Origin of the sequence: Streptomyces actinomycinicus (genome assembly GCF_016741775.1) — a bacterium.
GTDB lineage: Bacteria > Actinomycetota > Actinomycetes > Streptomycetales > Streptomycetaceae > Streptomyces > Streptomyces actinomycinicus.
Genome location: NZ_JAERRK010000008.1, coordinates 222,834 through 248,545, shown reverse-complemented (window position 1 = coordinate 248,545; position 25,712 = coordinate 222,834). Strand labels below are relative to the sequence as shown.

Genomic DNA, 25,712 nt, shown 5'->3' with positions numbered 1-25,712 from the left:
TCGTACCGCCGCAAAGGAAACCGGTGCCATGACACCCCCTGCATCCACATCGCCGCGGCTCGTCCCTCAGGCCGGCCGCGCCGCGGGCACGCTCCCGGAGCCGGAACAGCTCGCCCGCGACCTGGAGCGGCTGTCGAACGGCAAGGTGGCCCGGATCACCCCGGACGGGCCCGTGTTCTCCGGCCGCCGCCTCGCCCGCCGGGTCGCCCCCACCACCTTCCGGCCCGCGCTGAAGCCCGCGGACCGGCGTTTCGTCCTTCTCCTGGTCGCGGGCTGGGGCCTGAGCACGCTCTTCTTCTGGCAGTGGTGGCTCCAGCCGCAGCACCGCACGTCGCTGACCGCGCTGGCCGTCAACAGCGGGCTGCTGTTCTACCTGACCCTGCTGCCGCTGGCGTTCGTCATCGCGGTCCTGCGCCTGCGCCGTGTCAGCCCCGACCTGCCGGTGCCGCGGCTGTCCGTGGCCTTCGTGGTGACCAAGGCACCCTCCGAGCCCTGGCCGGTGGCCCGCAAGACCCTGACCGCCATGCTCGCCCAGCGGTTTCCGCACCCCTACGACGTGTGGCTGTGCGACGAGGACCCGGCCCCGGAGGTCGAGGACTGGTGCCGTGCGCACGGCGTGCACCTGTCCAGCCGGCGCGGTGTCACGGGCTACCACCGCGCCGGCTGGCCGCGCCGCACCCGCTGCAAGGAAGGCAACCTGGCCTGGTTCTACGACTGCCACGGCTACGACACCTACGAGGTGGTCGCCCAGCTCGACTGCGACCACGTGCCGGAGCCGACGTACCTGGCGGAGGTGGTGCGCCCCTTCACCGACCCGGCGATCGGCTACGTGGCCGCTCCCAGCATCTGCGACACCAACGCGGACGAGTCCTGGGCGGCCCGCGGCAGGCTGCACCGGGAAGGGGTCTTCCACGGCCCCTTCCAGCTCGGCCACAACGACGGCCTGGCGCCCTCCTGCATCGGGTCCCACTACGCCGTGCGTACCGCCGCGCTGCGGGACATCGGCGGCCTGGGCCCGGAACTGGCGGAGGACTTCTCGACCACGTTCCTGTTCAACTCCGCCGGCTGGGAGGGTGCCTTCGCCATCGAGGCGGAGGCACACGGCGAGGGCCCCGCCACCTTCGCCGCGATGATCACCCAGGAGTTCCAGTGGTCGCGCAGCCTGGTGACCCTGATGCTGGGCCTCTTCCCCCGGCACGTGTCCCGGCTGCCCTGGAAGCTGCGGCTGCGCTTCGGCTTCGCCTTCAGCTACTACCCGCTGCTCGGCCTGTCGACCGCGGCGTCCCTGGTGCTGGCCCCCGTCGCCGCCGTGACGGGCGTGCCGTGGGTGCGGGTGAACTACGGTTCCTTCCTGCTCCATTACTGGTCGATGTCCCTGTGGCTGATGGTGCTCACCTGGCTCCTGCGCCGCCGGGGTCTGCTGCGCCCGCGCCGGGCGCCCCTGGTCAGCTGGGAGAACTGGCTGTTCGCCCTGGCACGCTGGCCGTTCGTCGCCTGGGGAACGCTCGCGGCGGTCTGGGTCCGGCTGCGGCCGCGCAGCCTGACCTTCAAGGTCACCCCCAAGTCGCGGCAGTCCGTCGCGCCCCTGCCGCTCCGTCTCGTCCTGCCGTACGTCCTCATCGCGGCGTGTCTCGGCAGCGCCGGTCTCATCGGCGAACTCAGCGGTCCCGCCTTCGGCTACGTCTTCCTGTGCCTGCTGGGCGCCGGCACCTACACCGTGGTCGCCTGCTGGGTGTCGCTGTTGCACGCCCTGGAGACCGCCGGCACCGCGAACACCCGGCGACGGCGGGCCCTGGCCACCGTCCGCGCCCCGCTCGCTCTGACCGCCCTGACCGCCTCACCGCTGGTCCTGGCCCTGCTGATCTTCCCCCAGTACCTGGCGGGGCTGCTCGCCTGAGCGCCCGCCCCGCGCCGTTCACCGGCGGGACGCGCTGTCCGCGGGGCACCGCGCGCCCCTCGTCCCGCCCGCCTTCACCCCTGCCCCCCGATGCCCAACGGAGGTGTCCCGCCATGTCACAGCCCCGCACGATCCTGGTGACCGGAGGCGCCGGATTCATCGGCAGCCATACCTGCACGGAGCTTCTGGCGCGCGGTCACGACGTGATCGTCGTCGACAACCACCACAACAGCCTGCCCGAGGCGCTCCACCGCGTCGAGTCGGTGGCCGGCCGCCCCCTGGCCGCTTCCTACGTCCTGGACGTCCGCGACCGCGACGCCCTCTCCGGCGTCTTCGCCTCGCACCCCGTGGACGCCGTGATCCACTTCGCCGGCCGCAAGGCGGTGGGCGAGTCGGTGCGGATGCCCGCGGAGTACTACGACACGAACGTCGGCGGCACCACCGCGCTGCTCGAGGTGATGAGCGAACACCGCGTGCACCGGCTGGTGTTCTCCTCCTCGTGCTCCCTGTACGGCGCCGCCACGCGGATGCCCCTGGCCGAGGACGACCCGCTGGCCCCTGTCAACCCGTACGCGCGCTCGAAGTGGATGTGCGAACAGGTCCTCGCCGACGTGTGCGCCCACCGGCCCGAGTTCACCGTGCACGCGTTGCGCTACTTCAACCCCGTCGGCGCCCACCCGTCCGGACTCCTCGGGGAGGACCCGCTGGGGGTGCCGGACAACGTCATGCCCTACATCGCGCAGGTCGCGGCGGGCCTGCGCGAGCACGTCACGGTCTTCGGCGACGACTGGCCCACCCCGGACGGCACGGGTGTGCGCGACTACATCCACGTCATGGACGTGGCCGAGGGGCACCGGATCGCTCTGGAACGTCCCGCGCCGCCCGGACTGCACGTGCTCAACCTCGGCAGCGGGCGGGGCACTTCGGTGCTCGGGCTGATCGAGGCGTACGGCCGGGCCGCCGGCCGGCCCGTGCCGTACCGCATCGGTCCCCGGCGCCCGGGCGACGTGCCGGAACTGGTCGCCGACGGTTCCGCCGCGGCCGCCGTCTGGGGCTGGCGTCCGACCCGGGACCTGGACCGGATGTGCGAGGACTCCTGGCGCTTCCAGACGAACAACCCCCGCGGTTACCGAACCCCCGGCGTCCCCGGTCCCGCCCTCGCCGAACCCGGGGACAAGGCCGGGCCGATCCGCCCCCACGCCCACGCCACCCCCCGGAGCAACGCATGAAGCTGACCGTCATCGGCACCGGCTATCTCGGCGCCGTGCACGCCGCCTGCATGGCCGAGATCGGGCACGAGGTCCTCGGAGTCGACATCGACGAGGCCAAGACCGCCGCGCTCGCGGCCGGCCGGACGCCGTTCTACGAGCCGGGTCTGCAGGAACTCCTCACCCGCGGCACCGCGTCGGGCCGGCTGCGCTTCACCACCTCCCTGCGGGAAGCGGGCCGCTTCGGCGGCCTGCACTTCCTGTGCGTCGGCACACCGCAGCGCCCCGACGGGCTCGGTGCCGATCTGCGGCACGTCGACGCGGCCGTCGACGGCCTGGCCCCGCACCTGATTCCCGGCGCCCTGATCGTCGGCAAGTCGACCGTGCCCGTGGGCACCGCGGAGCGGCTCACCGCCCGGCTGCGGGCGGCCGGAGCGCCCGAGGCGCACCTGGCCTGGAACCCGGAGTTCCTGCGCGAGGGCCATGCCGTCATGGACACGCTGCGGCCCGACCGGCTGGTCTTCGGCACGGGCTCCCGTCTCGCCGAGAACGTCCTGCGCGAGGTGTACGCCCCGCTGATCCGCTCGGGCGTGCCCTACGTCGCCACCGACACCGCCACCGCGGAACTGGTGAAGATGGCGGCGAACTCGTTCCTCGCCACGAAGATCTCCTTCATCAACGCGATGGCGGAGGTGTGCGACGCGGCGGGCGCCGACGTCACGGTCCTCGCCCACGCCGTGGGGTACGACCACCGCATCGGCCGGTCGTTCCTGAACGCCGGACTCGGATTCGGCGGGGGCTGCCTGCCCAAGGACATCCGGGCCTTCCGTGCCCGGGCCGCCGAACTCGGAGTCGGCCCGGCCGTCGCCTTCCTGGCCGAGATCGACGAGATCAACCTGCGGCAGCGCCGCCGCACGGTGGAGCTGGCCACCCGTCTGGCGGGCGGCGAGCTGACCGGCCGGCGCATCGCCGTGCTCGGCGCGGCCTTCAAGCCCGAGAGCGACGACGTCCGCGACTCGCCGGCCCTCGCCGTGGCCGCACGGCTGCACCGAGAGGGAGCCGTGGTCCGCGTCCACGACCCGCAGGCCGTGGACAACGCGCGTGCCGCCTGCCCTCAGCTGGACTACGCCGCACGCGTCGACAAGGCCTGCGAGGGCGCCGACGTGGTGCTGCACCTGACGGACTGGGCCGAGTACCGCGCCCTCGACCCGGACGCCCTCACCCCGCTGGTCTGCCGGCCGGTCCTGCTCGACGCCCGCAACAGTCTCGACCCCGACGTATGGACGCGTGCCGGCTGGCGGTACGCGGCCCTGGGCCGGCTGGGTGCCCCCGCCCAGCCCTCCTCGGACACCCCGGCTCAGCCCTCCCCGGACGCCCCGGATCAGCCCTCCCCGGACGCCCCGGTTCAGCCCTCCCCGGACGCCCCGGCGTCCGCCTGAGGCTGGACGGCACCCGGCACGGGCCGCCGTCCGAGCCGGTGGCCCAGCACGTCGACGGGCCCGGGATCGACACCGAACCGGGCCCGCAGGTCCACGGCGGCCGGCCGGGCCGTGCGACAGGCCGGGACCAGCGCCCGGACCGCGGGCAGGGAGCGGACGGCCGGGCCACCGGCGAAGCACGGGTCGTCGTCGATCCCGACCGTCGTCCCCGCGACGGATTCCTGGCCCGTCTCCTCCCACCAGTCGCCGGGCGAGGAATAGAAGGACCCCTGCCACTCCACGGCGTGCGGGGCGTTCGGCGCGTGGTACTGGTTGCCCTGGAACGCCACCCCGGAGAGCGGGCCGGCGGCCGCCACCAGCGGGGTCCCGTCGGTGACGAACTGGTTGTTCCAGAAGGACACCGACCGCGGTCCCGCGGTGATCACGACGGCCGGCGTGCGGAGGGAGCCCTGGGCCGCCGTCACCACGGTGTTGTGCAGGATCCGGGCGTCGCGCACGTAGCCGCCGATGTAGAACCCGCCGTACGCATCGAGCTTGCGGGCGTCGTGGGAGCTGACGTTGAACCGCATCACGTTCCGGGCGGAAGGCCGCTCGGTGTCGGAGGAGTAGAGCAGGAAGCCGGCTCCGTCGTTCTCGTAGGACAGGTTGTACTGGATCACCGAATCGCTGGTGCCGAGGTCGAGGCCGATCCCGTCGCCGTCGGCCTCGCTGTTGGAGTGGTTGCGGTACGACACGTTGTGCTCGATGACCAGTTTCCTGGCGTCGTGTCCCCACAGGCCCTCGGGGCCCTCCTCGGCCACGGCCGAGGAGCGCGATCCGTTGTCGTGCGCGACGGAGTTGCGGATCGCGCCCCCGTCCACGGAGCCGAGGACGATGCCGCTGCCCGTGTTGCGGTCGTTGCTGTGCGGATCGCCCGTGTTGTCGTGCGCCTCCACGTGGTCCACGACGACGTTCGCGTGCGCGTAGCTCTGCTCCGCGCCGTCCTCCGCCGGTGCCAGGCGATAGGTGATCAGCCCGGCGTCCCGGTTGCCGTGCAGCACGCTGTGCGTGACCCGCACGTCGCGGAAGCCCCGGCGTTCTCCGCCCACTTGGACACCGTGCCGGAAGCCGGACACGTCGACTTCGGACACCACGATGTGCGCCGGCCGCTTCGGACTCGCCGAGTCGTTGTAGAAACTGATGCCGCCGTCCTGGAGCGCCTCGGCGGATCCGCCCCGCACGATCAGGTCGCGCACCTCCACGCCCGCGGTGTCCACCACCTCGACGGCCGGACCCCGGGACGGCACGACGGTCGCCCGCCCCCGGCCGTACGACCCCACGATCACGGGCTGCCGGGGCCGGTTCGCCTCTCCTCGGTCCAGCCGCAGCGAGCCCTCGAACCGGGCCCCGCCCTCGAGCAGCAGACGGTCGCCGGGCCGGTAGCGGACCCGGTCCGCCTGGTGCAGCGTGCGCCACGCCGAACCGGGGCTCATCCCGTCGGCGCCGTCGTCCCCGTGCGCGCTGACGTAGAAGGTACGGCCGCCCGTGGAGCCGTAGAGACCGCCGGGCGGCCGGTAGGGCTGGGGCAGCGTCCCGCAACCCGACGACGACACCAGGCCCAGCACGAGCACCGCCGACAGCGCCGACCCGCGAGGCCCGTGCAGTCTCCGCCCACCCGACACCCGTCGCATCCGCTTACGCCCTTCGTCCCGTGGCCTGACGGCGGTGGCCGCCCAGGGGTGCGGCCACCGCCGACCCACCTCACACCACAGCTCCGCGCCCGCCCCCGCAGACCGGCCCGTCCCGCGCCCACGTCCGCCCGAACGGGCCCTAAGTCACACCGCCGGGCCGTGGCAGGTGAACTGCGCGCGAACTCATCGGACTTGATGGGAAAAACTTCAACTTTGGCGTTGACATGTCAACGTCTACGCGCGTCATGATGAACGCATGAGATTCCCCCCACGCACCGCACGCATCGGCGCCGCAGCCGCACTCCTGTCCGCCCTGCTCGTCGGCGGCGCCGTCTCCGCCGGCACGGCCGACGCCGCGACCGCGTCGGTCGGCAGCATCTGCTACGGCGACCTCCCCTCACAGGCCTACACCACCCTGCGCCTCATAGACCAGGGCGGCCCCTTCCCGTACTCGCAGGACGGGAGCGTCTTCCAGAACCGGGAGGGCGTCCTGCCCCAGCAGCGCACCGGCTACTACCACGAGTACACGGTGAAGACCCCCGGCTCCTCCACCCGCGGAGCCCGTCGCATCGTCACGGGTACGCAGTACGAGGAGGACTACTACACCTCCGACCACTACGCCTCGTTCGACCTGATCGACTACGACTGCTGAGGCCGGCCCCGAGCCCGGGAAAGGCGCGTCCGGCCCGCGGGCCGGTACGTGTTCAGCCGGACCCCCGGCTCTCCGCGGCGGCGAACAGGGCGAACGCGAGCACCACGAGCGCGGCGCTCGCGTAGACCCCGTAGCCGTCCAGGAAGCCGAGCCGCTGCACGAGACCCACGTCCCAGTCGGTGAACTCGTGCACCAGGCCCATCACGCCCTGCACCAGGGCGAAGAATCCGAGAAGTTCCAGTACCTGCTTCACGGCTCGATCCTCGCCCCGCGGCCACCCCTCGGACATCGGCCGTGGGGCGGGGCCCGTACCGCCACAAGGCTGTCCCGTCCCGGTACGGCCGCACCGAAAGTCCACGGTGCCGCGACTTTGGTCGGTGATCCCGTGCACCCGCAGCGGCACGGCGTGATCCGTGCGTAGATTTGTCGACCGTGAGCAACGAGGAGCGGATACGGACGCCGCACGAGTTCGCCGTCCGCCGCTGGCTGTTCCCCTCCGCCCTGATCCACGAGCTGGAGCCGGCCGCGGGGGAGGCCTCCGGCCGGCGGCCGAAGCGCACGGCGCGCGACTGGGTCGTCGACTTCTCCTGCTTCCTGCTGGCCGTCCTCCTCGGCCTGGCGGCCGCCCAGTCCCTGCCCGACGAACCCGGTCTGCCGCACTCCCTCGCCGTCCTCGACCAGACGCTGGGCGCACTGTCCTGCGCGGCCGTCTGGCTGCGCCGCCGCTGGCCGGTCGGGCTCGCCGTCGCCATGATCCCGGTCGGCCTGCTGTCCAACACCTCCGGCGGCGCTGCGATGGTCGCCCTGTTCACGCTCGCCGTCCACCGCCCCTTCCGGTACGTGGCCTGGATCGGCGGCGCCGACCTCGCGCTGGTGCCGCTGTTCTACTGGCTGCGGCCCGACCCCGACCTGCCCTACGCGGGCGTCGTCGCGTTCACCGCGCTGCTCACCCTGTCGATCACCGGCTGGGGCATGTTCGTCCGCTCCAAGCGGATGCTGATGCTGAGCCTCAGGGACCGGGCCCACCGGGCGGAGACCGAGGCGCGGCTGCGTGCCGAGCAGGCCCAGCGGCTGGCTCGTGAGGCCATCGCGCGCGAGATGCACGACGTACTGGCCCACCGGCTCACCCTGCTCAGCGTGCACGCGGGCGCGCTGGAGTTCCGGCCGGACGCGCCCCGCGAGGAGATCGCGCGGGCCGCGGGGGTGATCCGGGAGAGCGCCCACGAGGCCCTCCAGGACCTGCGGGAGATCATCGGCGTCCTGCGCGCCGGCGAGGCCGACGAGCCGTCCGGCGGGCGCCCCCAGCCGACGCTGGCCGCGCTCGACGCGCTCGTCGCCGAGTCCCGCGAGGCCGGCATGAAGGTCACCCTCGACCACCGCGTCCCCGACCCGGCCGCCGTCCCCGCCTCCGTCGGCCGCACCGCCTACCGCATCGCCCAGGAGGCCCTCACCAACGCCCGCAAACATGCTCCCGGCACCGAGGTCACGGTCCGCCTCACCGGCGCCCCCGGCGAAGGCCTGACGATCACCGTCACCAACCCCGGCCCACCCGCCGACGTGCCGCCGGTCCCCGGCTCCGGCCAGGGCCTGATCGGCCTCACGGAACGGGCCACCCTGGCGGGCGGCCACCTGGAGCACGGCCCGCGTCCCGACGGCGGGTTCGAGGTACGGGCGTGGCTGCCGTGGGGCTGAACCGGCCGAGGTCCAGCGGGCGTACGGGCGTGGGTGCGGTGGCGTTGAGCCGGCCGAGGTTCAGCGGGCGTACGGGCGTGGCTGCGGTGGGGTTGAACCGGCCGCGGTTCAGCGGACGTACGGGCGTGGGTGTGGCACCGGGCCGCTCGGTGTCCCCGGGAGGGGGATCGCGGTCGGCTCCAGCCGTGCGGCCGACGCCAGTCGGCCTCCCCTCGCCCGCGCGCCCGGCCGCGGCGTGCTGCTCCGGGCCGGCGAGGAGCCGTGACACCGGCCGTGAAACGCGGGCTCGGCAAGCGTGATTTCGTAGTCCCATGACTGCGACGCCGATCAGACTCCTCCTCGTGGACGACGACCCCCTCGTACGCGCCGGCCTGGCGCTGATGGTCGGCGGGGCCGAGGACATCGAGATCGTCGGGGAGGCGGCCGACGGGGCGCAGGCCGAGGAACTGGTGGGCCGCACCCGGCCGGACGTCGTCCTGATGGACATCCGCATGCCGATGGTGGACGGACTCACCGCCACCCGGCGGCTGCGTGCGCGCCCCGACGCCCCGCAGGTCGTGGTGCTCACCACCTTCCACGCCGACGAACAGGTGCTGCACGCCCTGCGCGCCGGTGCCGCCGGTTTCGTGCTCAAGGACACCCCGCCCGCGGAGATCGTGGCCGCGGTGCGCCGCGTCGCCGCGGGCGACCCCGTGCTGTCGCCCGCCGTCACCCGGCAGTTGATGCGGCACGCGGCCGGCGCCGCCGCCGACACCCGGCACACGCGCGCGCGTGAACGGCTCGCGGTGCTCAACGACCGCGAGCGGGAGGTCGCCGTCGCCGTCGGCCGCGGCCTCGCCAACGCCGGCATCGCCGCCGAACTCTTCATGAGCGTGGCCACCGTCAAGACCCATGTGTCCCGGATCCTCGCCAAGGTCGGCCTCGACAACCGCGTGCAGATCGCCCTCCTCGCGTACGACGCCGGGTGGCTGGAGGACGCCGGGGACGACGGGCAGTAGCGGTCCGCCGTGAGCGCCGTCCCGTCACCGGCCCGGCCCCCAAGCTGTGGGGGCGGGTGACGGCCGTGCCTGCCGCCGCCGCTCAGCCGGAGGGGGGCCGCTCGCGGTCCGGCACCTCCGCCAGGGCCACCGGCCGCCGCTCCCGACGGGAGATCTCGCAGGCCTCGGCGATGCGCAGGGCCTGCAACGCCTCCGTGCCGTCGCAGGGGTTGGCCCGCTCGCCGCGCACGACCTCGACGAAGGCGTTGAGTTCGGCCGTGTAGGCGGGCCCGAACCGCTCCAGGAACCCCGGCCAGGGCTTGTCGGCGGGCGGCGGCCCGGTCGGTTCGGTGGACGCCAGGGGCGTACGGTCGTCCAGGCCCACCACCACGGTGTCCTGCTCCCCGGCCAGCTCCATGCGCACGTCGTAGCCGGCTCCGTTCAGCCGGGTCGCCGTGGCCGTGGCCAGGGTGCCGTCGGTCAGCGTGAGCAGCGCCGCGCCCGTGTCGACGTCACCGGCCTCGCGGAACATCGCGGGACCGGCGTCCGAGCCGGTGGCGTACACGTCGGTCACCTCGCGGCCCGTCACCCAGCGCAGCACGTCGAAGTCGTGGATCAGCGTGTCCCGGAAGAGCCCGCCGGACTGCGGCAGCCATTCCGCAGGGGGAGGTGACTGGTCGCAGGTCATGGCGCGTACGGTGTGCAGCCGGCCGAGCCGGCCCGTGCGCACGGCCTCCCGGGCGCCGGCGTAGCCCGTGTCGAACCTTCGCTGGAAGCCCATCTGCAGCACGGTCCCGGCGGTCTCCACCTCGGCCAGGGCGTGGAGCGTGCCCGGCAGGTCGAGGGCGATGGGCTTCTCGCAGAAGACCGGCAGGCCCGAGCGTGCCGCCCGGCCGATCAGTTCGGCGTGGGCCGCGGTGGCCGTGGTGATCACCACGGCGTCCACGCCCCACTTGAAGATCTCGTCCACGCCGGGCGCCGCCGTCTCGCCCAGCCGGTGGGCCAGCCCCTGCGCCCGCGCGGGATCCGCGTCCGTCAGGATCAGCGATCCGACCTCGCGATGCCGGCTGAGCGTCCTCGCGTGAAGGGTGCCGATGCGGCCCGTACCGATGACCCCGATGCGCATGGAAACAAAGTGAGGGCGGAGCCCGTACCCTGTCAATGTGTATGTCCGGACAACCGGACTACACAACTTCCCGTCAACCATGCACGGGGCTACGCTCGGGCCCGTGCCGAAACCAGATGTGGACCCGACCGTGCCGCTCGATCTCCGCGTGGACCGTAGCTCCCCGGTGCCGCTGTACTTCCAGCTCTCCCAGCAGCTGGAGGCCGCCATCGAGCAGGGCAGCCTCACTCCGGGCAGCCTGCTGGGCAACGAGATCGAGCTGGCCGCGCGGCTCGGCCTGTCCCGGCCGACCGTCCGCCAGGCCATCCAGTCCCTCGTCGACAAGGGGCTCCTCGTCCGTCGGCGGGGCGTGGGCACCCAGGTCGTGCACAGCCAGGTCAAGCGCCCGCTGGAGCTGAGCAGCCTCTATGACGACCTGGAGGCGGCCGGTCAGCGCCCCGCCACGAAGGTGCTGGTCAACACGGTCGTACCGGCCTCCGCCACGGTCGCCGCCGCGCTCGGCGTCACCGAGGGCGGCGACGTCCACCGCATCGAGCGGCTCCGGCTCGCCCACGGCGAGCCGATGGCGTACCTGATCAACCACCTGCCGCCGGGCCTGCTCGACCTGGACACCGAGCAGCTGGAGGCCACCGGCCTGTACCGGCTCATGCGGTCCACCGGGATCACCCTGCACAGTGCCCGCCAGTCCATCGGCGCCCGCGGTGCCACCGCAGCCGAGGCCGAGCGGCTCGCCGAGGCCGAGGGCGCCCCGCTGCTCACCATGCAGCGCACCACCTTCGACGACACCGGCCGGGCCGTCGAGTTCGGCGACCATACCTACCGGCCGAGCCGGTACTCCTTCGAGTTCCAGCTGCTCGTCCGCCCCTGACGGGACCCCCGGGCGTTCGTCGCAATGTCCGGACAATGTGACCGGTATGTCGTCCCCGGCCGTGTCATGGGCGTTCCCTGTGTTCGATACTGAAGCGTTTGGGGCTGGTGAGGTCGCCGCCGGGACACACCCACGGTGAGGTCGCCCGCCCCTTGCGCATGTCGGAAGAGAACAGCAAGAAGGGCACGGCCTCGTGGCACGGTTTCGGACCTGGGTAGGCATAGCGCTGGCGGGGGCACTCTCCGTGTCCCTGGCGGCGTGCAGCAGCACCGGAGGCAAGCGGGCGGAGGACGCCCGCAAGGCCGCCGCCGCCCAGGACAGGGCGGCGGTGGACACCCCGCGCTGGACGTTCGCGATGATCACCCACTCGGGAGACGGCGACACCTTCTGGGACATCGTGCAGAGCGGAGCCGAGCAGGCCGCCCGCAAGGACAACATCAAGTTCCTGTACTCGCACGACGACGAGGCCCAGCAGCAGGCCCAGCTGGTGGACGCGGCCGTCGACAAGAAGGTCGACGCCATCATCGTCACCCTCGCCAAGCCGGACGCCATGAAGGCCGCGGTGGCCCGCGCCGAGAAGGCCGGCATCCCGGTGATCACGGTGAACTCCGGCTCCGAGGAGTCCAAGGCCTTCGGCGCCCTCACCCACATCGGCCAGGACGAGACCATCGCCGGCCGGGCCGTCGGCGACGAGCTGAACGAGCGCGGCCGCAAGAAGGCCCTGTGCGTCCTGCACGAGCAGGGCAACGTCGGTCACGAGCAGCGCTGCGACGGCGTCGCCGAGACCTTCCGCGGCAGCCTGCTGAAGCTGTACGTCAACGGCACCAACATGCCCGACGTGCAGTCCGCGATCGAGGCCAAGCTCCAGGCCGACAAGTCCATCGACTCCGTCGTCACCCTCGGCGCGCCCTACGCCGACACCGCCGCGAAGGCGAAGACGGACGCGGGCAGCAAGGCCGAGATCGACACCTTCGACCTCGACGCCAAGGTCGCGGCCTCGCTCGAGAGCGGCACCCTCGGCTTCGCCGTGGACCAGCAGCCGTACCTCCAGGGCTACCAGGCCGTCGACCTGCTGTGGCTGTACAAGTACAACGGCGACGTCCTCGGCGGCGGCAAGCCGGTCCTCACCGGCCCGCAGATCATCACCAAGGACCAGGCGTCCGCACTGGCGGCGTACACCGAGCGGGGCACGCGATGACCACGACCGCCGAACCCGCCGGCGACGAGAAGGCGGTCGCACCGGCCGACGAAAGGCTTCTGCGCAGGTCGCCGCTGCGGAAGCTGCTCGCACGCCCCGAGCTGGGCTCCCTCGTCGGCGCCCTCGCCGTCTTCGTCTTCTTCGCCCTCGCCGCCGACGGCTTCCTGCGCGCCCCCAGTCTGAGCACGGTCCTGTACGCCTCCTCGACCATCGGGATCATGGCCGTACCCGTGGCCCTGCTGATGATCGGCGGCGAGTTCGACCTGTCCGCCGGCGTCCTGGTGACCTCCTCGGCGCTGATCTCCTCGATGTTCAGCTACCAGATGACGGCGAACACCTGGGTCGGCGTGGGCGTGTCGCTGCTGGTCACCCTCGCGATCGGTGCCTTCAACGGCTTCATGCTCACCCGCACCGGGCTGCCCAGTTTCATCGTCACGCTCGGCACCTTCCTGATGCTGACCGGCATGAACCTCGGCTTCACCAAGCTGATCGACGGCACGGTCTCCACCAAGACCATCGGTGACATGGAGGGCTTCCCCAGCGCCCACGCCGTCTTCGCCTCGACGTTCACCGTCGGCGGCGTCGCGGTCAAGGTCACCGTCCTGTGGTGGCTCGGCCTGGTCGCCCTCGCCTCCTGGATCCTGCTGCGCACCCGCACCGGCAACTGGATCTTCGCCGTCGGCGGCAACGAGGAGGCCGCCCGCGCGGTCGGCGTCCCGGTCGCGAGGACCAAGATCGGCCTCTACACGGGCGTCGCCCTCGGCGCCTGGATCGCCGGCCAGCACCTGCTCTTCTCCTTCGACGCCGTCCAGTCCGGCGAGGGCGTGGGCAACGAGCTGATCTACATCATCGCGGCCGTCATCGGCGGCTGCCTGATCACCGGCGGCCACGGCAGCGCCGTCGGTTCGGCCGTCGGTGCGCTGCTGTTCGGCATGACCAGCAAGGGCATCGTCTTCGCCGAGTGGAACCCCGACTGGTTCAAGTTCTTCCTCGGAGCGATGCTGCTCCTCGCGACCCTGCTCAACGCCTGGGTCCGCAAGCGCGCGGAGGCCGCCAAGTGACACTCGTCGAGCTGACCGGCGTCAGCAAGCACTACGGCAGCGTCCGCGCCCTGGAGGGCGTCTCGCTCGAGGTCCGCGCGGGCGAGATCACCTGCGTCCTCGGCGACAACGGCGCGGGCAAGTCGACCCTGATCAAGGTGATCGCCGGCCTGCACCGGCACGACGGCGGCACCCTGCGCATCGAGGGCGAGGAGACCAGCCTCGCCTCCCCCCGCGACGCCTTGGACCGCGGCATCGCCACCGTCCACCAGGACCTCGCCGTCGTCCCCCTGATGCCGGTCTGGCGCAACTTCTTCCTGGGCTCGGAGCCCCGCAAGGGCGTCGGCCCCTTCAAGCGCCTGGACACCGGCCTCATGCGCCGCACCACCCGCGAGGCGCTGCTCCGCATGGGCATCGACCTGCGGGACGTCGACCAGCCCATCGGAACCCTCTCCGGCGGCGAACGCCAGTGCGTGGCGATCGCCCGCGCGGTCCACTTCGGCGCGAAGGTCCTGGTGCTGGACGAGCCGACCGCGGCACTGGGCGTGAAGCAGTCCGGTGTGGTCCTCAAATATGTGGCCGCGGCACGGGACGAGGGCCTGGGCGTCGTTCTGATCACCCACAACCCGCATCACGCGTATCTGGTGGGGGACAGGTTCGTACTCCTGCGGCGCGGCACGATGGCGGGCCGTCACACACGGGACGAGATCACCCTGGACGAACTGACCCGGCAGATGGCAGGGGGATCCGACCTGGACGCTCTGCGCCACGAGCTGCAGCGGGGCTGAGGGGCGCGGGAGGTGCCGATGCGCGGCTGTGCCGCGGGGGCGCGGCAGGCCCTCGCACGCCGCGCCCGGCGACGAACGCGCGGGAAGCCCTCGCACGCCGCCCGCGGCGACGAACGCGTGGCCGGCCCTCGCACGCCGCGCCCGGCGGCGAACGCGCGCTTTCTCCCCCTGCCCCGCGCGGCACCCGGCGTGAGCGTGCGGCACAATCGACCAACGATGAGCACCTACCGCGACCTCACCGCCCCCATCGGCTCCCGCCGGGCACCTGTGCTCCGTACGGTCGGGACCAGGGAACGCCGCTCCCACCTGACCGCACCCCGGGTGCCGACGGTCGGCATCGACATCGGCGGCACCAAGGTCATGGCGGGCGTCGTGGACGCCGACGGCAACATCCTGGAGATGCTCCGCACCGAGACCCCGGACAAGTCCAAGAGCCCCAAGGTCGTCGAGGACACCATCGCCGAACTGGTCCTGGACCTGTCCGACCGGCACGACGTGCACGCGGTCGGCATCGGCGCGGCCGGCTGGGTCGACGCCGATCGCAACCGCGTCCTGTTCGCCCCCCACCTGTCCTGGCGCAACGAACCCCTCCGGGACCGCCTCGCCAGCCGCCTCTCCGTGCCGGTCCTGGTGGACAACGACGCCAACACGGCCGCCTGGGCGGAGTGGCGCTTCGGCGCCGGGCGCGGCGAGGACCACCTCGTCATGATCACCCTCGGCACCGGCATCGGCGGCGCCATCCTGGAGGACGGCCAGGTCAAGCGCGGCAAGTTCGGGGTGGCCGGCGAGTTCGGTCACATGCAGGTCGTGCCCGGCGGCCACCGCTGCCCGTGCGGCAACCGCGGCTGCTGGGAGCAGTACAGCTCCGGCAACGCGCTGGTCCGCGAGGCGCGCGAGCTGGCCGCCGCCGACTCGCCGGTCGCGTACGGGATCATCGAGCACGTCAAGGGCAACATCGGCGACATCACCGGACCGATGATCACCGAGCTGGCCCGCGAGGGCGACGCGATGTGCGTGGAGCTGCTCCAGGACATCGGCCAGTGGCTCGGCGTCGGCATCGCCAACCTCGCCGCCGCCCTCGACCCCTCCTGCTTCGTCATCGGCGGAGGCGTCAGCGCCGCCGACGACCTGCTCATCGGCCCGGCCCGGGAGGCCTTCAAACGCCACCTCACCGGTCGCGGCTACCGCCCGGAGGCCCGCATCACCCGCGCCCAGCTCGGCCCCGAGGCGGGCATGGTGGGCGCCGCCGACCTGGCCCGGCTGGTCGCCCGCCGGTTCCGCCGGGCCAAGCGCCGCCGGGTGGAGCGGTACGAGCGCTACGAGCGGTACGCCCAGGCCCGGCGGGACCGGGACACGGCATGACCGGGCCGCTGCCCCGCCAGACCCCGCCGCCGGACGAGCCGCACCGGCCCGCCGAGGACCCGCGCCACAAGGCCAGGCGCAGGGCGCTCACCCTGCTGATCATCGTCCTGCTCATCGGCGTCCCGGCCGGCTACCTGGTGATCTCCGCGAACCAGAGCCGCAACAGCGGCAAGGACAAGGAGGCGAAGTACTCGGCGACCGGCCTCACCCCCGGCTGGCCGTCGAAGGTGCAGCGCCGCCTCTACCAGGTGACCGTCCCGCACCCCGCCGACGACATCGCCTACTACGAGACCAACAACTGGAAGACCAGCCGCCTGTACGTGCAGTTCCGCACCAACCCCGCCGGCCTGGACAGCTTCCTCGAGGCCATGGGCGTGCGCCGGGACCGGCTGAAGAAGGACGACATCACGGTCGGCGAACGCGACCGGAAGGTCAGCGGCTGGACCTTCACCGGCCCCGGCCCCTGGTGGGGTCTGACCCACGCACAGAAGAACCCGGCACCCACCCAGGACGTCGTCGTGAACCTGTCCGAGCCCGAACGCCCGATGGTCTTCGTGGTCTCCCGCACGGTCCCCTGACCGGGCCCTGGGGCAGCAGCCCCCGGACACCCCTCACCCCGCCGTACAGGAAGGGGCTCCGCACGGGGCTCCGACACGCGCCCTTCGGCCGGGCTCGGCCCCCGGAATGACCCCTCGCCCGCCGGGAAGGGCCCCGTCCGGGGCGCCGGGAAGCGCCCTTCGGCCCGGGGCTCCCGCCCCGCGCGGTGTCGGGGGAGCCGCCCCCCCCCGCGAGGGGCCCCGCCCCCGTGCCGGAGCCGATTGTCAGACCCCGCCCGTAGAGTCGGAGACGTCTGATCCGATGCAGGGGCGGGAGGTGGCAGGACGTATGAGCGGCACGGCTGCGGTGGCCGAGCGCACGGGGGGTCCGGGGGACTCCCGGGGGACCGGGGCCGGGCACCCGGTGCCGGTGCGCCTCGCGTCCGTCTACCTGCCCGCGCCCCTGCCGCGCGAGGGCCGCCTCGCCTTCTGGGACCCCGCCGGGGACCCGCTGCCCGAGCAGGGCGACGTGCAGGAACTGACGGTCGTACGACGCCACGGCGCCGGCGTACGCCGCCGGCAGGTGCCCGCCCTCACCCTGCCGCTCGCCGAGGCCCTGCCGCTGCTGGTCCGCGCCCGCCACGACCCGGCCGCCCACCCGGCCACCGCCTGCTGGGGCGCCGCCGCCCTGCACGCGCTGCGGCTCGTCGCCCGCGGCCGGCTGCTGCCGGGCCTGACCCCGGCCGGGCACGACGCCTGGCGGGCCGGCCCGCTGGAACCGGACGACATCGCCCACCTGCGGGCGATCGCCGCGGCCCTGCCACCCGAGGGCCACGCCGTGCCCCTCCCGGGCCCGGGCGCGCTCCGGCTGCCCGAGCCGGAAGCACTGGTCCGCTCCTTCCTGGACGCGGTCGCCGACACCCTGCCGCGCACGCCCGCGGCCCCCTGCACCGTCGGCAGGCCGTTCGCCGCCCGTGAGCCCCAGGCCCTGCCCGACGCCCACGAGTGGGCGGCCGAGGTCGCCGCCGGCATGGACGCGGGCGTACGGATCTCGCTCCGCCTGGACCTGTCCTCGTACGACGTCTTCGACGCCGGTGCCCGCGAGGGCATGCGTGCCGCCGGGGCGGCGATCGTGCAGGTGCACAGCCTCGCCGACCCGACGCTCGTGGCCGACGCGGCGGCGCTGTGGGCCGGGGACGCCGACACCGCGTTCGGACCCCGCGCGCGGGTCGACGCGGCCCTCGCCGTCCGCCGCGCGGCCCGGGTGTGGGCACCCCTGGACCGCCTCGCGGACCAGGACGTGCCCGACGTACTCGCCCTGTCCGAGGAGGAGCTGGGCGAGCTGCTCGGCGTGGCGGCGAGCAGGCTGGCCGGCGCAGGGGTCGCCGTGCACTGGCCCCGGGACCTCGCCCGCGACCTGACCGCCGCCGCCGTGGTCCGCCCGGCACCCGGCTCGGCGACCGACGGCACCGGCTTCTTCGAGAGCGAGGACCTGCTCCGGTTCCGCTGGCAGCTGGCGCTCGGCGGTGATCCGCTCAGCGAGGCCGAGATGGACACCCTCGCCGAGGCCCACCGCCCGGTCGTACGGCTCCGGGACCGCTGGGTGCTGGTCGACCCCGCGCTCGTCCGCAAGGCCCGCAAGCGCGAACTGGGGCTCCTCGACCCGGTCGACGCGCTCTCCGTGGCGCTCACCGGAGAGGCCGAGGTCGACGGCGAGACCGTCGACGTCGTCCCCGTCGGCGCCCTCGCCGCCCTCCGCGACCGTCTCACCGCGGGCCTGCACCCCGCCGCTCCGCCCGCCGGCCTGAACGCCACCCTCCGCGACTACCAGCTGCGCGGCCTGGCCTGGCTCGACCTGATGACCTCCCTCGGCCTCGGCGGCTGCCTCGCCGACGACATGGGCCTCGGCAAGACGATCACGCTCATCGCGCTGCACCTGAAGCGGGCCCGCCCCGAGCCGACCCTCGTGGTCTGCCCCGCGTCCCTCCTGGGCAACTGGCAGCGGGAGATCACCCGCTTCGCGCCCGGCGTCCCCGTCCGCCGCTTCCACGGCCAGGGCCGCACCCTGGACGGCCTCGACGGCGGATTCGTCCTCACCACCTACGGCACCATGCGCTCCACCGCCACCCGTCTCGCCGAGCAGCCCTGGGGCATGGTCGTCGCCGACGAGGCCCAGCACGTGAAGAACCCCTACTCGGCGACCGCCAAGGCGCTGCGCACCATCCCGGCCCCCGCGCGCGTGGCGCTCACCGGCACCCCGGTGGAGAACAACCTCTCCGAACTGTGGGCCCTGCTCGACTGGACCACGCCCGGACTCCTCGGCCCGCTCAAGTCCTTCCGCGCCCGGCACGCCCGCGCGGTGGAGAACGGCGAGGACGCGGAAGCGGTGGAGCGCCTGTCCCGGCTGGTACGGCCGTTCCTGCTGCGCCGCAAGAAGTCCGATCCGGGCATCGTCCCCGAGCTGCCGCCCAAGACCGAGACGGACCACCCGGTGCCGCTCACCCGGGAACAGGCCGCGCTCTACGAGGCGGTGGTGCGCGAGTCGATGCTGGCCATCGAGACGGCCGAGGGCATCGCCCGCCGCGGCCTGGTCCTGAAACTGCTGGGTGCCCTGAAGCAGATCTGCGACCACCCGGCGCTGTACCTGAAGGAGGACGCGGGCGCCGACCGGCTCGCGGCCCGCTCCGGCAAACTCGCGCTCCTGGACGAGCTGCTGGACACCCTGCTCGCCGAGGACGGCTCGGCGCTCGTCTTCACCCAGTACGTCGGCATGGCCCGCCTCCTCACCGCCCACCTGTCCGCCCGGGCGGTCCCCGTGGACCTCCTGCACGGGGGTACGCCGGTACCGGAGCGTGAGCGCATGGTCGACCGCTTCCAGAACGGTGAGACCCCGGTCCTCGTCCTCTCGCTGAAGGCCGCCGGAACCGGCCTGAACCTCACCCGCGCGGGCCACGTGATCCACTTCGACCGCTGGTGGAACCCGGCCGTCGAGGAACAGGCCACCGACCGCGCCTACCGCATCGGCCAGACCCAGCCCGTCCAGGTCCACCGCCTGGTCACCGAGGGCACGGTCGAGGACCGCATCGCCGAGATGCTCGCCGCCAAGCGCGCGCTGGCCGACGCCATCCTCGGCTCGGGCGAGGCCGCGCTCACCGAACTGACGGACCGCGAGCTGTCCGACCTCGTCTCCTTGCGGAGGACGCCATGACAGCCCCGGACACCCCCCACCGGACCGACACCGCCCGTCCGGTCGATGCCGCCCGCCCGGCCGACGGTGCCCGCCCCGACGACGCAGGCCGCCCGGCCGACACCGCCCACCGGACCGACACCGCCCGCCCGGCTGTCGCCCTTCGCCCGTCCGACGCTGCCCGCCCCACCGACGCAGGCCACCCCGCCGACGCTGCCCGCCCCGCCGACGGTGCCCGCCGTGCCTTGAGAGCGGCTCGCGAGCGGGCGGACGCGGAGCGGGAAGGGGCGGGCCGGACCCTTGAGGGCTCCCCTGACGACACCCTTGAGGGCGCTCCCGGGGACGCCCTTGAGGGCACCCACGGGTCGGCCTCGCGTCCCTCGTCCCCGTCCGCTCGGGCTGGTGCGGCGGGCGGGCGCCCGGGCGACGTCGCTCGCGAGGCACTTCGCGCGGCACGGCGGGAAGCGCGGCGCGCGGAGGAGGCGGCGGCGCCTCGAGGCGACCGGCGCGCACCGACGCGTCCCGGTCCCTCCGGGTCCGGCACGTCGTCGGAACCCGGACAGGAGACCCGTACCGCCAGGGCCAGGACCGCGCAGGACATGCGGCACTTCCTGGCCACCGCCTTCCGCATGCCCAGCTGGGCGGAATCGTCGGGGGAACAGGAGGACTCCGTCGACGGGGCGACCGCACCCCCTGACGACCTCTCCGCGCCCGGCATCCCGGCGGACACCCCGGCGTCCGGCCTCCCAGCGCCCGATACCCCGGTGCCGGACTTCTCCGCGCCCGGCACCCCGACGGACACCCCGGTGCCCGGCCTCCCGGCGCCCGACACCCCGGTGCCGGACTTCTCCGCGCCCGGCATCCCGGCGGACACCTCGGCGTCCGGCCTCTCGGCGCCCGACACTCTGCCTCCGGCCCTTTCGGCGTCCGGGACCACGGCGCCCGAGGTCCCGGCACCAGCGGTCCCGGTACCAGAGGCCCTGGCGCCCGCGGCCTCCGAACACACGCCCGCGCCCTCGTCCCCGAGGCCGGGTACTTCCTCTGCGCCCTCGTCCCCGAGGCCGGGTAGTTCCCCCGCGCCCTCGTCCCCGACGCCGGATCGGCCTGCCTCCGGCGGCACCGTACCGGTCTCCCAGGTGCCGCCCACGATGGCCACCCCGCACCGTGACACCGAGCTGCGCCGCACCTTCCCGGCGTTCGGGCCCCGTGCGGCCGGCGCCGGAGGCGCGGAGGGCACCCCCTTCGCGGCGACCTGGTGGGGCAATGCCTGGGTGGAGGCGCTGGAGCAGGGCGCGCTGGATCCGAAGCGGCTGGCGCGTGGGCGCGGGTACGCGGACCAGGGACATGTGGACGCGATCACCGTCATCCCGGGACTCGTGCTGGCGTACGTGCGCGGGAGCCGGCCCCGTCCGTACCGCGTGCAGGTGCGGGTACGGACGCTGGCGGACGAGGACTGGGAGCGGTTCCTGGACGCGGCAGCCGACCGGCCGGGGCACATCGCGGCGCTGCTCGACAAGGAGCTGCCGCACACCCTGGCCGACTGCGGTGCCCCCCTGCTGCCCGGCCCGGGCGACCTCGCCCCCCGCTGCAGCTGCCCCGACTCCGGCCACCCCTGCAAGCACGCAGCGGCCCTCTGCTACCAGACGGCACGTCTGCTCGACACCGACCCCTTCGTGCTGCTCCTGCTCCGCGGCCGGGGCGAGAAGGAACTGCTCGACGCGCTGTCCCGGCGCAGCGCGGCCCGTGCGGCCCGTGCCGCGCAGGAGAGGCAGCCGGAGCCCCTCCCCGGCGTCCGTGCCGCCGAGGCCCTGGCGCCCCGCCGGCTCCCGCCGCTGCCGCCGCCGTTGCCGGTGCCGCCGCACCCCGGGCAGCCTCCGGTGTACCCGTCCGCCCCGGGCGGCCCGGACCCGTTCGCGCTGGACCAGCTGGCGACCGACGCCGCCGCCCGCGCCCACGCGCTGCTCGGCACCGGTCGCGACCCGGTCGGCGGGCTGACCCTGTGGCAGGACGCGGTGCGGCTCGCCGCGGCCCGCCCCGGTTCCGGGCTCACCGCCGCGACCCGCACGCTCTACGCCACGCTCGCCGACGCCGTGGGCCGTACGCCGGCCGACCTCGCGCGGGCCGTCGCGGCCTGGCGGCAGGGCGGCCCGGAGGGACTGGCCGTCCTCGAGGAGCCGTGGGACCCGCCGGCCGGCCGCTTCGACCGGGCCCGCCCCCTGCTGCTCGCCGCCGACCTCCCGGCGTTCCGCCCGTGGCGCAACCGCCTCACCCACCCCCGCGACCACGTCCAGCTCCGCCTCGGACACGACGGCCTGTGGTACGCGTACGAATCGGAGCCCGGCCAGGACGACTGGTGGCCCCGCGGCACCCCGGACCTCGACCCGGTCGGCGCCCTGACGGGTCTCGGCACACCGGACGACCTGTGACGCGAACGGTGCCCCGTATCCCGGACAGGCTCCACCGGCCCCTCACCGCCCGGCGCCGCCCCGCACCGCGCCGGGCTCGGGGCAGGCATGCCATCAGGCCCCGGCCTCTGCGCGCTCGCCGGGGCGGCACGGGCGGGCGTGACGAGCGGTGACGAGCGGTGACGAGCGGTGAAGCACGCTCGTCGCGCGGGCGGCGCCGGGCGTTTTCGTTCCGGCGGCCGGGGGGGAGCCGGGTCGCGGTCACGGCGCGTCGGTGGCCGGCAGTTCCAGGAGGAGTTCGTAGCCGCCGTCGGGGGTGGGTCCCGAGCTGATGGTGCCGCCGAGCAGCTCGGCGCGCTGGCGCAGGCCGATGAGGCCGTGGTGGGCGCTGGGCAGGGGCAGAGCGGGGCGGACGGGGGCGGTGTTGGTGACGGTGGTCCGGATGGTGCCGTCCGCGCGGCGCACCTGGATGGTGGCCCTGGCCCCCGGAGCGTGTTTGCGGACGTTGGTCAGGGCTTCCTGGACGGTGCGGTAGACGGCGCGCTGGACCGTCGCCGGGACGTTGTCCGGCAGGTCCGTCACCAGGTCCGCGTCGATGCCGCTGCCCTCGACCAGAGTGCGCAGGTCGGCGAGGGAGGGCTGGGGGGTCAGTTCCGTGGGCCGGCTGCCGGAGGCCCTGAGCACGCTGACCATGTGCCGCAGTTCGTCGAGGGTCTGCACGCTGAGGCGCCGGATGGTGGCCGCGGCCTCTTTCGTCTCGGCGTCCCCGCCGGCCACCTGGAGTGCCCCGGCCTGGACGGCGATGAGGCTGACCTGGTGGGAGACCACGTCGTGCATCTCCCGGGCGAGCTGCGCGCGCTCCTTCGCCAGCACGCTCTGCGCGGTCAGCAGCCGTTCGTGCTCGCGGGCCTTGGTGATCTCGGCTAGCCGGAGCGACAGTTCGCGGTGCGCCTGGACGAGCTGGCCCAGGAAGACGGGGGCGGCTGCCGTGCCCAGGGTGTAGATGAGGTGGACCAGGTTGGGGCCGGCGAGTTCACCGACCCGCAGGGTCGACCACGGCCACGGCAGGAAGTCGATGATCGAGTAGGTCAGGGCGCACCCCACCAGCAGGCCGCGGTGGCGGCTGAGCGAGGAGAGCGTGTACAGCGCGGCCAGAGTGGCGAACACCGCATCGGTGACCAGAGTGGTCGGGAGCGTGAGCACGAAGGTCGTCAGCGGCAGGCGGCGGCGCAGCAGCAGGGCGAAGGCCCCGAGCAGCGCGCAGGCGACGGCCAGCTCCTGCCCGAGGTCGACGTTGCCCCACGTGTCCACCAGCGCCAGCAGCACCAGGACCGCGTCCAGCAGCGGCGGCGGCACCCCTTGGTACTTCACTCCGCGTCACCCGCCCGCGAGGGGTCGAGCAGACCCGCGCGCTCGGCGATCAGTACGGCCTGCACGCGGCTGCTGACCTGCAGTTTCGTGAACACCGCGCTGACATGGCCCTTGACCGTGCCGGTGCTCAGGTGCAGACGTTCGCCGATGTCCGGGTTGGCGAGTCCGTCCGCCATCAGGACGAGGACGGCACGCTCGCGCTCGGTCAGCCGGGCGGCGAGGCGCAGGGCGGGCTCACGCTCGCCCTGGTCGAGGTAGCCGTCCACCACCGTCCGGGTGATCTTGGACGACAGCACCGACCCGCCCTCGGCGAGGGAGCGGACCAGATACGGCAGCTGCTCGGGGTCGGTGTCCTTGAGCAGGAACCCGGCGGCACCCGAGCGCAGGGCGGTCGTCACGTACTCGTCGGCGTCGAACGTGGTGAGCATGGCCACCACCGGCGGGTCCGGCATGCGGCGCAGATCGGCCAGGACACTGAGCCCGTCCACGTCCGGCATCCGGATGTCCAGCAGGACGATGTCCGGGTGCCTGTCCCGCACCATGGCGACGGCCTGGCCGCCGGGCACCGCCGCCACCACCTCGATGTCGTCCGCAGCATTCAGTATGTGGGTGAAGCCCGTGCGGACCAGGGCCTCGTCGTCGACCACCAGTACCCGGATCACCTGCGCTCAGCTCCTCACCTGCCCGTCGTCCGGTGCGTACCACCGAGGGTGCGCCACCTGGCGGGCAACGGCCATTCACCGCTGTCGGGCGGCACAGGCCGACCGACCGGCCGGAACGGCTACGGCTGGTCGGTCGGGGGCTGGCGGAAGCGTACGGGCCGGGTTCAGGCGGCATGTTCCGCGTAGTGGCCGGAGCGGTCGCCGGCCGTGCGCCAGGAGGGGTCCAGTGAGGTGAGGGGCAGCGAGAGGTGCCGGCCGGGGCCGCGGTCGGCGGACGCGTCGGCGGACCGGACCGTCCAGTCGCCGTCGCACCCCGTCAGGCAGACGACGAACAGGGGCGGCAGCCGCAGTCTCCCGAAGAGCCGGACCGGTGCGGACAGGGCGTGGACGAGCAGGGCCTGCACGACGGCCGGATCGGCGACGGCCAGGACGCGGCCCGAGTCCACGGGCAGGGTGCGGAGCCAGTGCGCGGTCCGGCGGCACAGCTGGTGCACCGTCTCGCCGCCGTGCGGAGCGGCGTCCGGGTCGGTGAGCCAGGCGCTGTAGCCGTGCGGGTCCGCGGCGGCGATGCCGGCGGCCGTGCGGCCGCGCCACGTGCCGTAGTCGATGTCGCGCAGCGCCGGCTCCACGGTGGCCTCCAGGCCGAGAGCCGCGGCGGTCAGCGCGGAGCCGGCCGAAGGCGACCTCACGACCGACGTGTGCGCGGACAGCGATGCGACGGTGGCCCCTGCCCCGTACAGTTCGCGCTCACCGAGCGGGGCGTGAGGGGAGGCCGTGTCTGCTGGACTCGCGCACACAAGTGTCAGGCGGATCGGCATGCGGCTGCCCTCCTAGTCGGCCCTGGAGTGTCGTGGTGACGTCCGTCCGGCGGCAGCCGCCGGGGGACTGGCACCGCCGCGGGCTCCACGGCGTGGAACCGACGGCCGACACACAGCACGTCATCTTTTTCAAGCGTCCCCGCGCACCACTGCCCCCGGTATCCGCCAGTAGTCCGGACCGTCCCCGCCGACCGGCCGGTACGCACCCGGCCACCTGGCCGGACGGCCGGCCCGGGCAGCCGGCCCGCCGCCGGAAGGCACTCCCCGGTGCGCAATACTTTCCCGATGGGTTCACGCACTTCCCCGGTCAGCCGGCCGGTCACGATACGGAGGGCGGTCGCGCGGGACGCCAGACGGCTCACGCGGATCGTGCGTGGCTCGGGCGCCTACCAGGGTAAGTACGCAGCCGCGGTGGCGGGCTACCGGGTCGGTCCTGACTACCTCGAAGCCCACCGCGCCTTCGTAGCCGTCGGTGCCGACGAGTACGGCGGCCGGGTCATCGGTTTCTACTCGCTCGTCCTCGCTCCACCGGAGCTGGACCTGCTGTTCGTCGCCGACGAAGCGCAAGGACGTGGTGTCGGACGGCTGCTCGTCGCACACATGCGGTCCGAGGCCCGCGCCGCCGGGCTCGACCGTGTCAAGGTCGTCTCGCATCTCCCCGCCGAGGACTTCTACCACCGCGTCGGTGCCGTGCGGACCGGGACCGCCCTCGCGAACCCGCCCGCCGTGCCGTGGGACCGTCCCGAATTCGAGTTCCGCATTCCTTCGCAATGACGCGACGTGCCGGTCGCAGGGCACCGGCCTCGCCTGCCCGGC

21 protein-coding genes are annotated in these 25,712 nt (G+C 73.7%); 15 read left to right on the top strand and 6 right to left on the bottom strand.

What is annotated here, in order from left to right:
* Positions 1–28: 28 nt before the first annotated feature.
* The 3 genes from JK359_RS18830 to JK359_RS18820 all read left to right on the top strand — a co-directional run bounded on the left by JK359_RS18830 (position 29) and on the right by JK359_RS18820 (position 4,544).
* On the top strand, positions 29–1,897 hold the full coding sequence (locus JK359_RS18830; RefSeq protein WP_201837007.1) for a glycosyltransferase: 1,869 nt from the start codon (positions 29–31) through the stop codon (positions 1,895–1,897).
* Positions 1,898–2,010: 113 nt separating this feature from the next.
* A complete protein-coding gene (gene galE / locus JK359_RS18825) occupies positions 2,011–3,126 on the top strand; it encodes a UDP-glucose 4-epimerase GalE (RefSeq protein WP_201837006.1) in 1,116 nt (371 codons plus the stop codon).
* Positions 3,123–4,544, top strand: coding sequence for a UDP-glucose dehydrogenase family protein (locus tag JK359_RS18820; RefSeq protein WP_201837005.1), 1,422 nt, complete (start codon positions 3,123–3,125; stop codon positions 4,542–4,544). Before galE ends, JK359_RS18820 begins: the two co-directional genes overlap by 4 nt.
* On the opposite strand, the gene JK359_RS18815 is transcribed toward JK359_RS18820, so the two are convergent.
* Positions 4,511–6,154 (bottom strand): right-handed parallel beta-helix repeat-containing protein, encoded by a 1,644-nt coding sequence (locus tag JK359_RS18815; RefSeq protein ID WP_201837004.1) that lies wholly within the window; start codon positions 6,152–6,154, stop codon positions 4,511–4,513. The genes JK359_RS18820 and JK359_RS18815 overlap by 34 nt on opposite strands.
* Positions 6,155–6,470: 316 nt before the next feature.
* On the opposite strand from JK359_RS18815, the gene JK359_RS18810 reads away from it, so the two are divergent.
* Positions 6,471–6,866 (top strand): guanyl-specific ribonuclease, encoded by a 396-nt coding sequence (locus JK359_RS18810; RefSeq protein ID WP_201837002.1) that lies wholly within the window; start codon positions 6,471–6,473, stop codon positions 6,864–6,866.
* 52 nt (positions 6,867–6,918) lie between these two features.
* Here JK359_RS18810 and JK359_RS18805 read toward each other — a convergent pair whose 3' ends face one another.
* Entirely contained in the window at positions 6,919–7,119 is a 201-nt protein-coding gene (locus tag JK359_RS18805) for a hypothetical protein (protein WP_201837000.1), read from the bottom strand.
* A gap of 179 nt (positions 7,120–7,298) precedes the next feature.
* Between JK359_RS18805 and JK359_RS18800 the strand changes: the two genes are divergently transcribed.
* Both JK359_RS18800 and JK359_RS18795 read left to right on the top strand, forming a co-directional pair.
* Positions 7,299–8,558 (top strand): sensor histidine kinase, encoded by a 1,260-nt coding sequence (locus tag JK359_RS18800; protein WP_372445429.1) that lies wholly within the window; start codon positions 7,299–7,301, stop codon positions 8,556–8,558.
* Between the two features lie 311 nt (positions 8,559–8,869).
* Positions 8,870–9,556, top strand: a complete 687-nt coding sequence (locus JK359_RS18795; RefSeq protein ID WP_201836996.1) for a response regulator — start codon at positions 8,870–8,872, stop codon at positions 9,554–9,556.
* 82 nt (positions 9,557–9,638) lie between these two features.
* Here JK359_RS18795 and JK359_RS18790 read toward each other — a convergent pair whose 3' ends face one another.
* Positions 9,639–10,661 (bottom strand): Gfo/Idh/MocA family protein, encoded by a 1,023-nt coding sequence (locus JK359_RS18790; RefSeq protein WP_201836994.1) that lies wholly within the window; start codon positions 10,659–10,661, stop codon positions 9,639–9,641.
* 130 nt (positions 10,662–10,791) lie between these two features.
* Between JK359_RS18790 and JK359_RS18785 the strand changes: the two genes are divergently transcribed.
* From JK359_RS18785 to JK359_RS39185, 8 genes are all read left to right on the top strand, one after another.
* A complete protein-coding gene (locus tag JK359_RS18785; protein WP_201837203.1) occupies positions 10,792–11,529 on the top strand; it encodes a GntR family transcriptional regulator in 738 nt (245 codons plus the stop codon).
* Between the two features lie 193 nt (positions 11,530–11,722).
* A complete protein-coding gene (locus JK359_RS18780; protein WP_201836992.1) occupies positions 11,723–12,727 on the top strand; it encodes a sugar ABC transporter substrate-binding protein in 1,005 nt (334 codons plus the stop codon).
* Positions 12,724–13,788: an ABC transporter permease gene (locus JK359_RS18775; RefSeq protein ID WP_201836990.1), complete on the top strand. Its 1,065-nt coding sequence runs from the start codon at positions 12,724–12,726 to the stop codon at positions 13,786–13,788. The genes JK359_RS18780 and JK359_RS18775 overlap by 4 nt, the downstream gene beginning before the upstream one ends.
* Positions 13,785–14,555 (top strand): ATP-binding cassette domain-containing protein, encoded by a 771-nt coding sequence (locus tag JK359_RS18770; RefSeq protein WP_307788174.1) that lies wholly within the window; start codon positions 13,785–13,787, stop codon positions 14,553–14,555. Before JK359_RS18775 ends, JK359_RS18770 begins: the two co-directional genes overlap by 4 nt.
* A gap of 216 nt (positions 14,556–14,771) precedes the next feature.
* The gene (locus tag JK359_RS18765; protein WP_201836988.1) at positions 14,772–15,917 is read left to right on the top strand and encodes an ROK family glucokinase; all 1,146 of its coding nucleotides are present in this window, start codon (positions 14,772–14,774) and stop codon (positions 15,915–15,917) included.
* Positions 15,914–16,495, top strand: a complete 582-nt coding sequence (locus tag JK359_RS18760; RefSeq protein WP_201836983.1) for a sugar kinase — start codon at positions 15,914–15,916, stop codon at positions 16,493–16,495. The genes JK359_RS18765 and JK359_RS18760 overlap by 4 nt, the downstream gene beginning before the upstream one ends.
* Positions 16,496–16,802: 307 nt before the next feature.
* Entirely contained in the window at positions 16,803–19,661 is a 2,859-nt protein-coding gene (locus tag JK359_RS18755; protein WP_201836982.1) for an SCO1167/SCO6262 family helicase, read from the top strand.
* Positions 19,662–19,885: 224 nt separating this feature from the next.
* On the top strand, positions 19,886–22,066 hold the full coding sequence (locus JK359_RS39185) for an SWIM zinc finger family protein (RefSeq protein WP_236678098.1): 2,181 nt from the start codon (positions 19,886–19,888) through the stop codon (positions 22,064–22,066).
* Positions 22,067–22,306: 240 nt separating this feature from the next.
* Here JK359_RS39185 and JK359_RS18745 read toward each other — a convergent pair whose 3' ends face one another.
* The 3 genes from JK359_RS18745 to JK359_RS18735 all read right to left on the bottom strand — a co-directional run bounded on the left by JK359_RS18745 (position 22,307) and on the right by JK359_RS18735 (position 24,767).
* A complete protein-coding gene (locus JK359_RS18745) occupies positions 22,307–23,416 on the bottom strand; it encodes a sensor histidine kinase (protein WP_201836979.1) in 1,110 nt (369 codons plus the stop codon).
* Positions 23,413–24,078, bottom strand: a complete 666-nt coding sequence (locus tag JK359_RS18740; RefSeq protein WP_201836978.1) for a response regulator — start codon at positions 24,076–24,078, stop codon at positions 23,413–23,415. The genes JK359_RS18745 and JK359_RS18740 overlap by 4 nt, the downstream gene beginning before the upstream one ends.
* Before the next feature lie 164 nt (positions 24,079–24,242).
* On the bottom strand, positions 24,243–24,767 hold the full coding sequence (locus JK359_RS18735) for a histidine phosphatase family protein (protein ID WP_307788173.1): 525 nt from the start codon (positions 24,765–24,767) through the stop codon (positions 24,243–24,245).
* 414 nt (positions 24,768–25,181) lie between these two features.
* On the opposite strand from JK359_RS18735, the gene JK359_RS18730 reads away from it, so the two are divergent.
* The gene (locus JK359_RS18730; RefSeq protein ID WP_201836976.1) at positions 25,182–25,670 is read left to right on the top strand and encodes a GNAT family N-acetyltransferase; all 489 of its coding nucleotides are present in this window, start codon (positions 25,182–25,184) and stop codon (positions 25,668–25,670) included.
* Positions 25,671–25,712 lie beyond the last annotated feature (42 nt).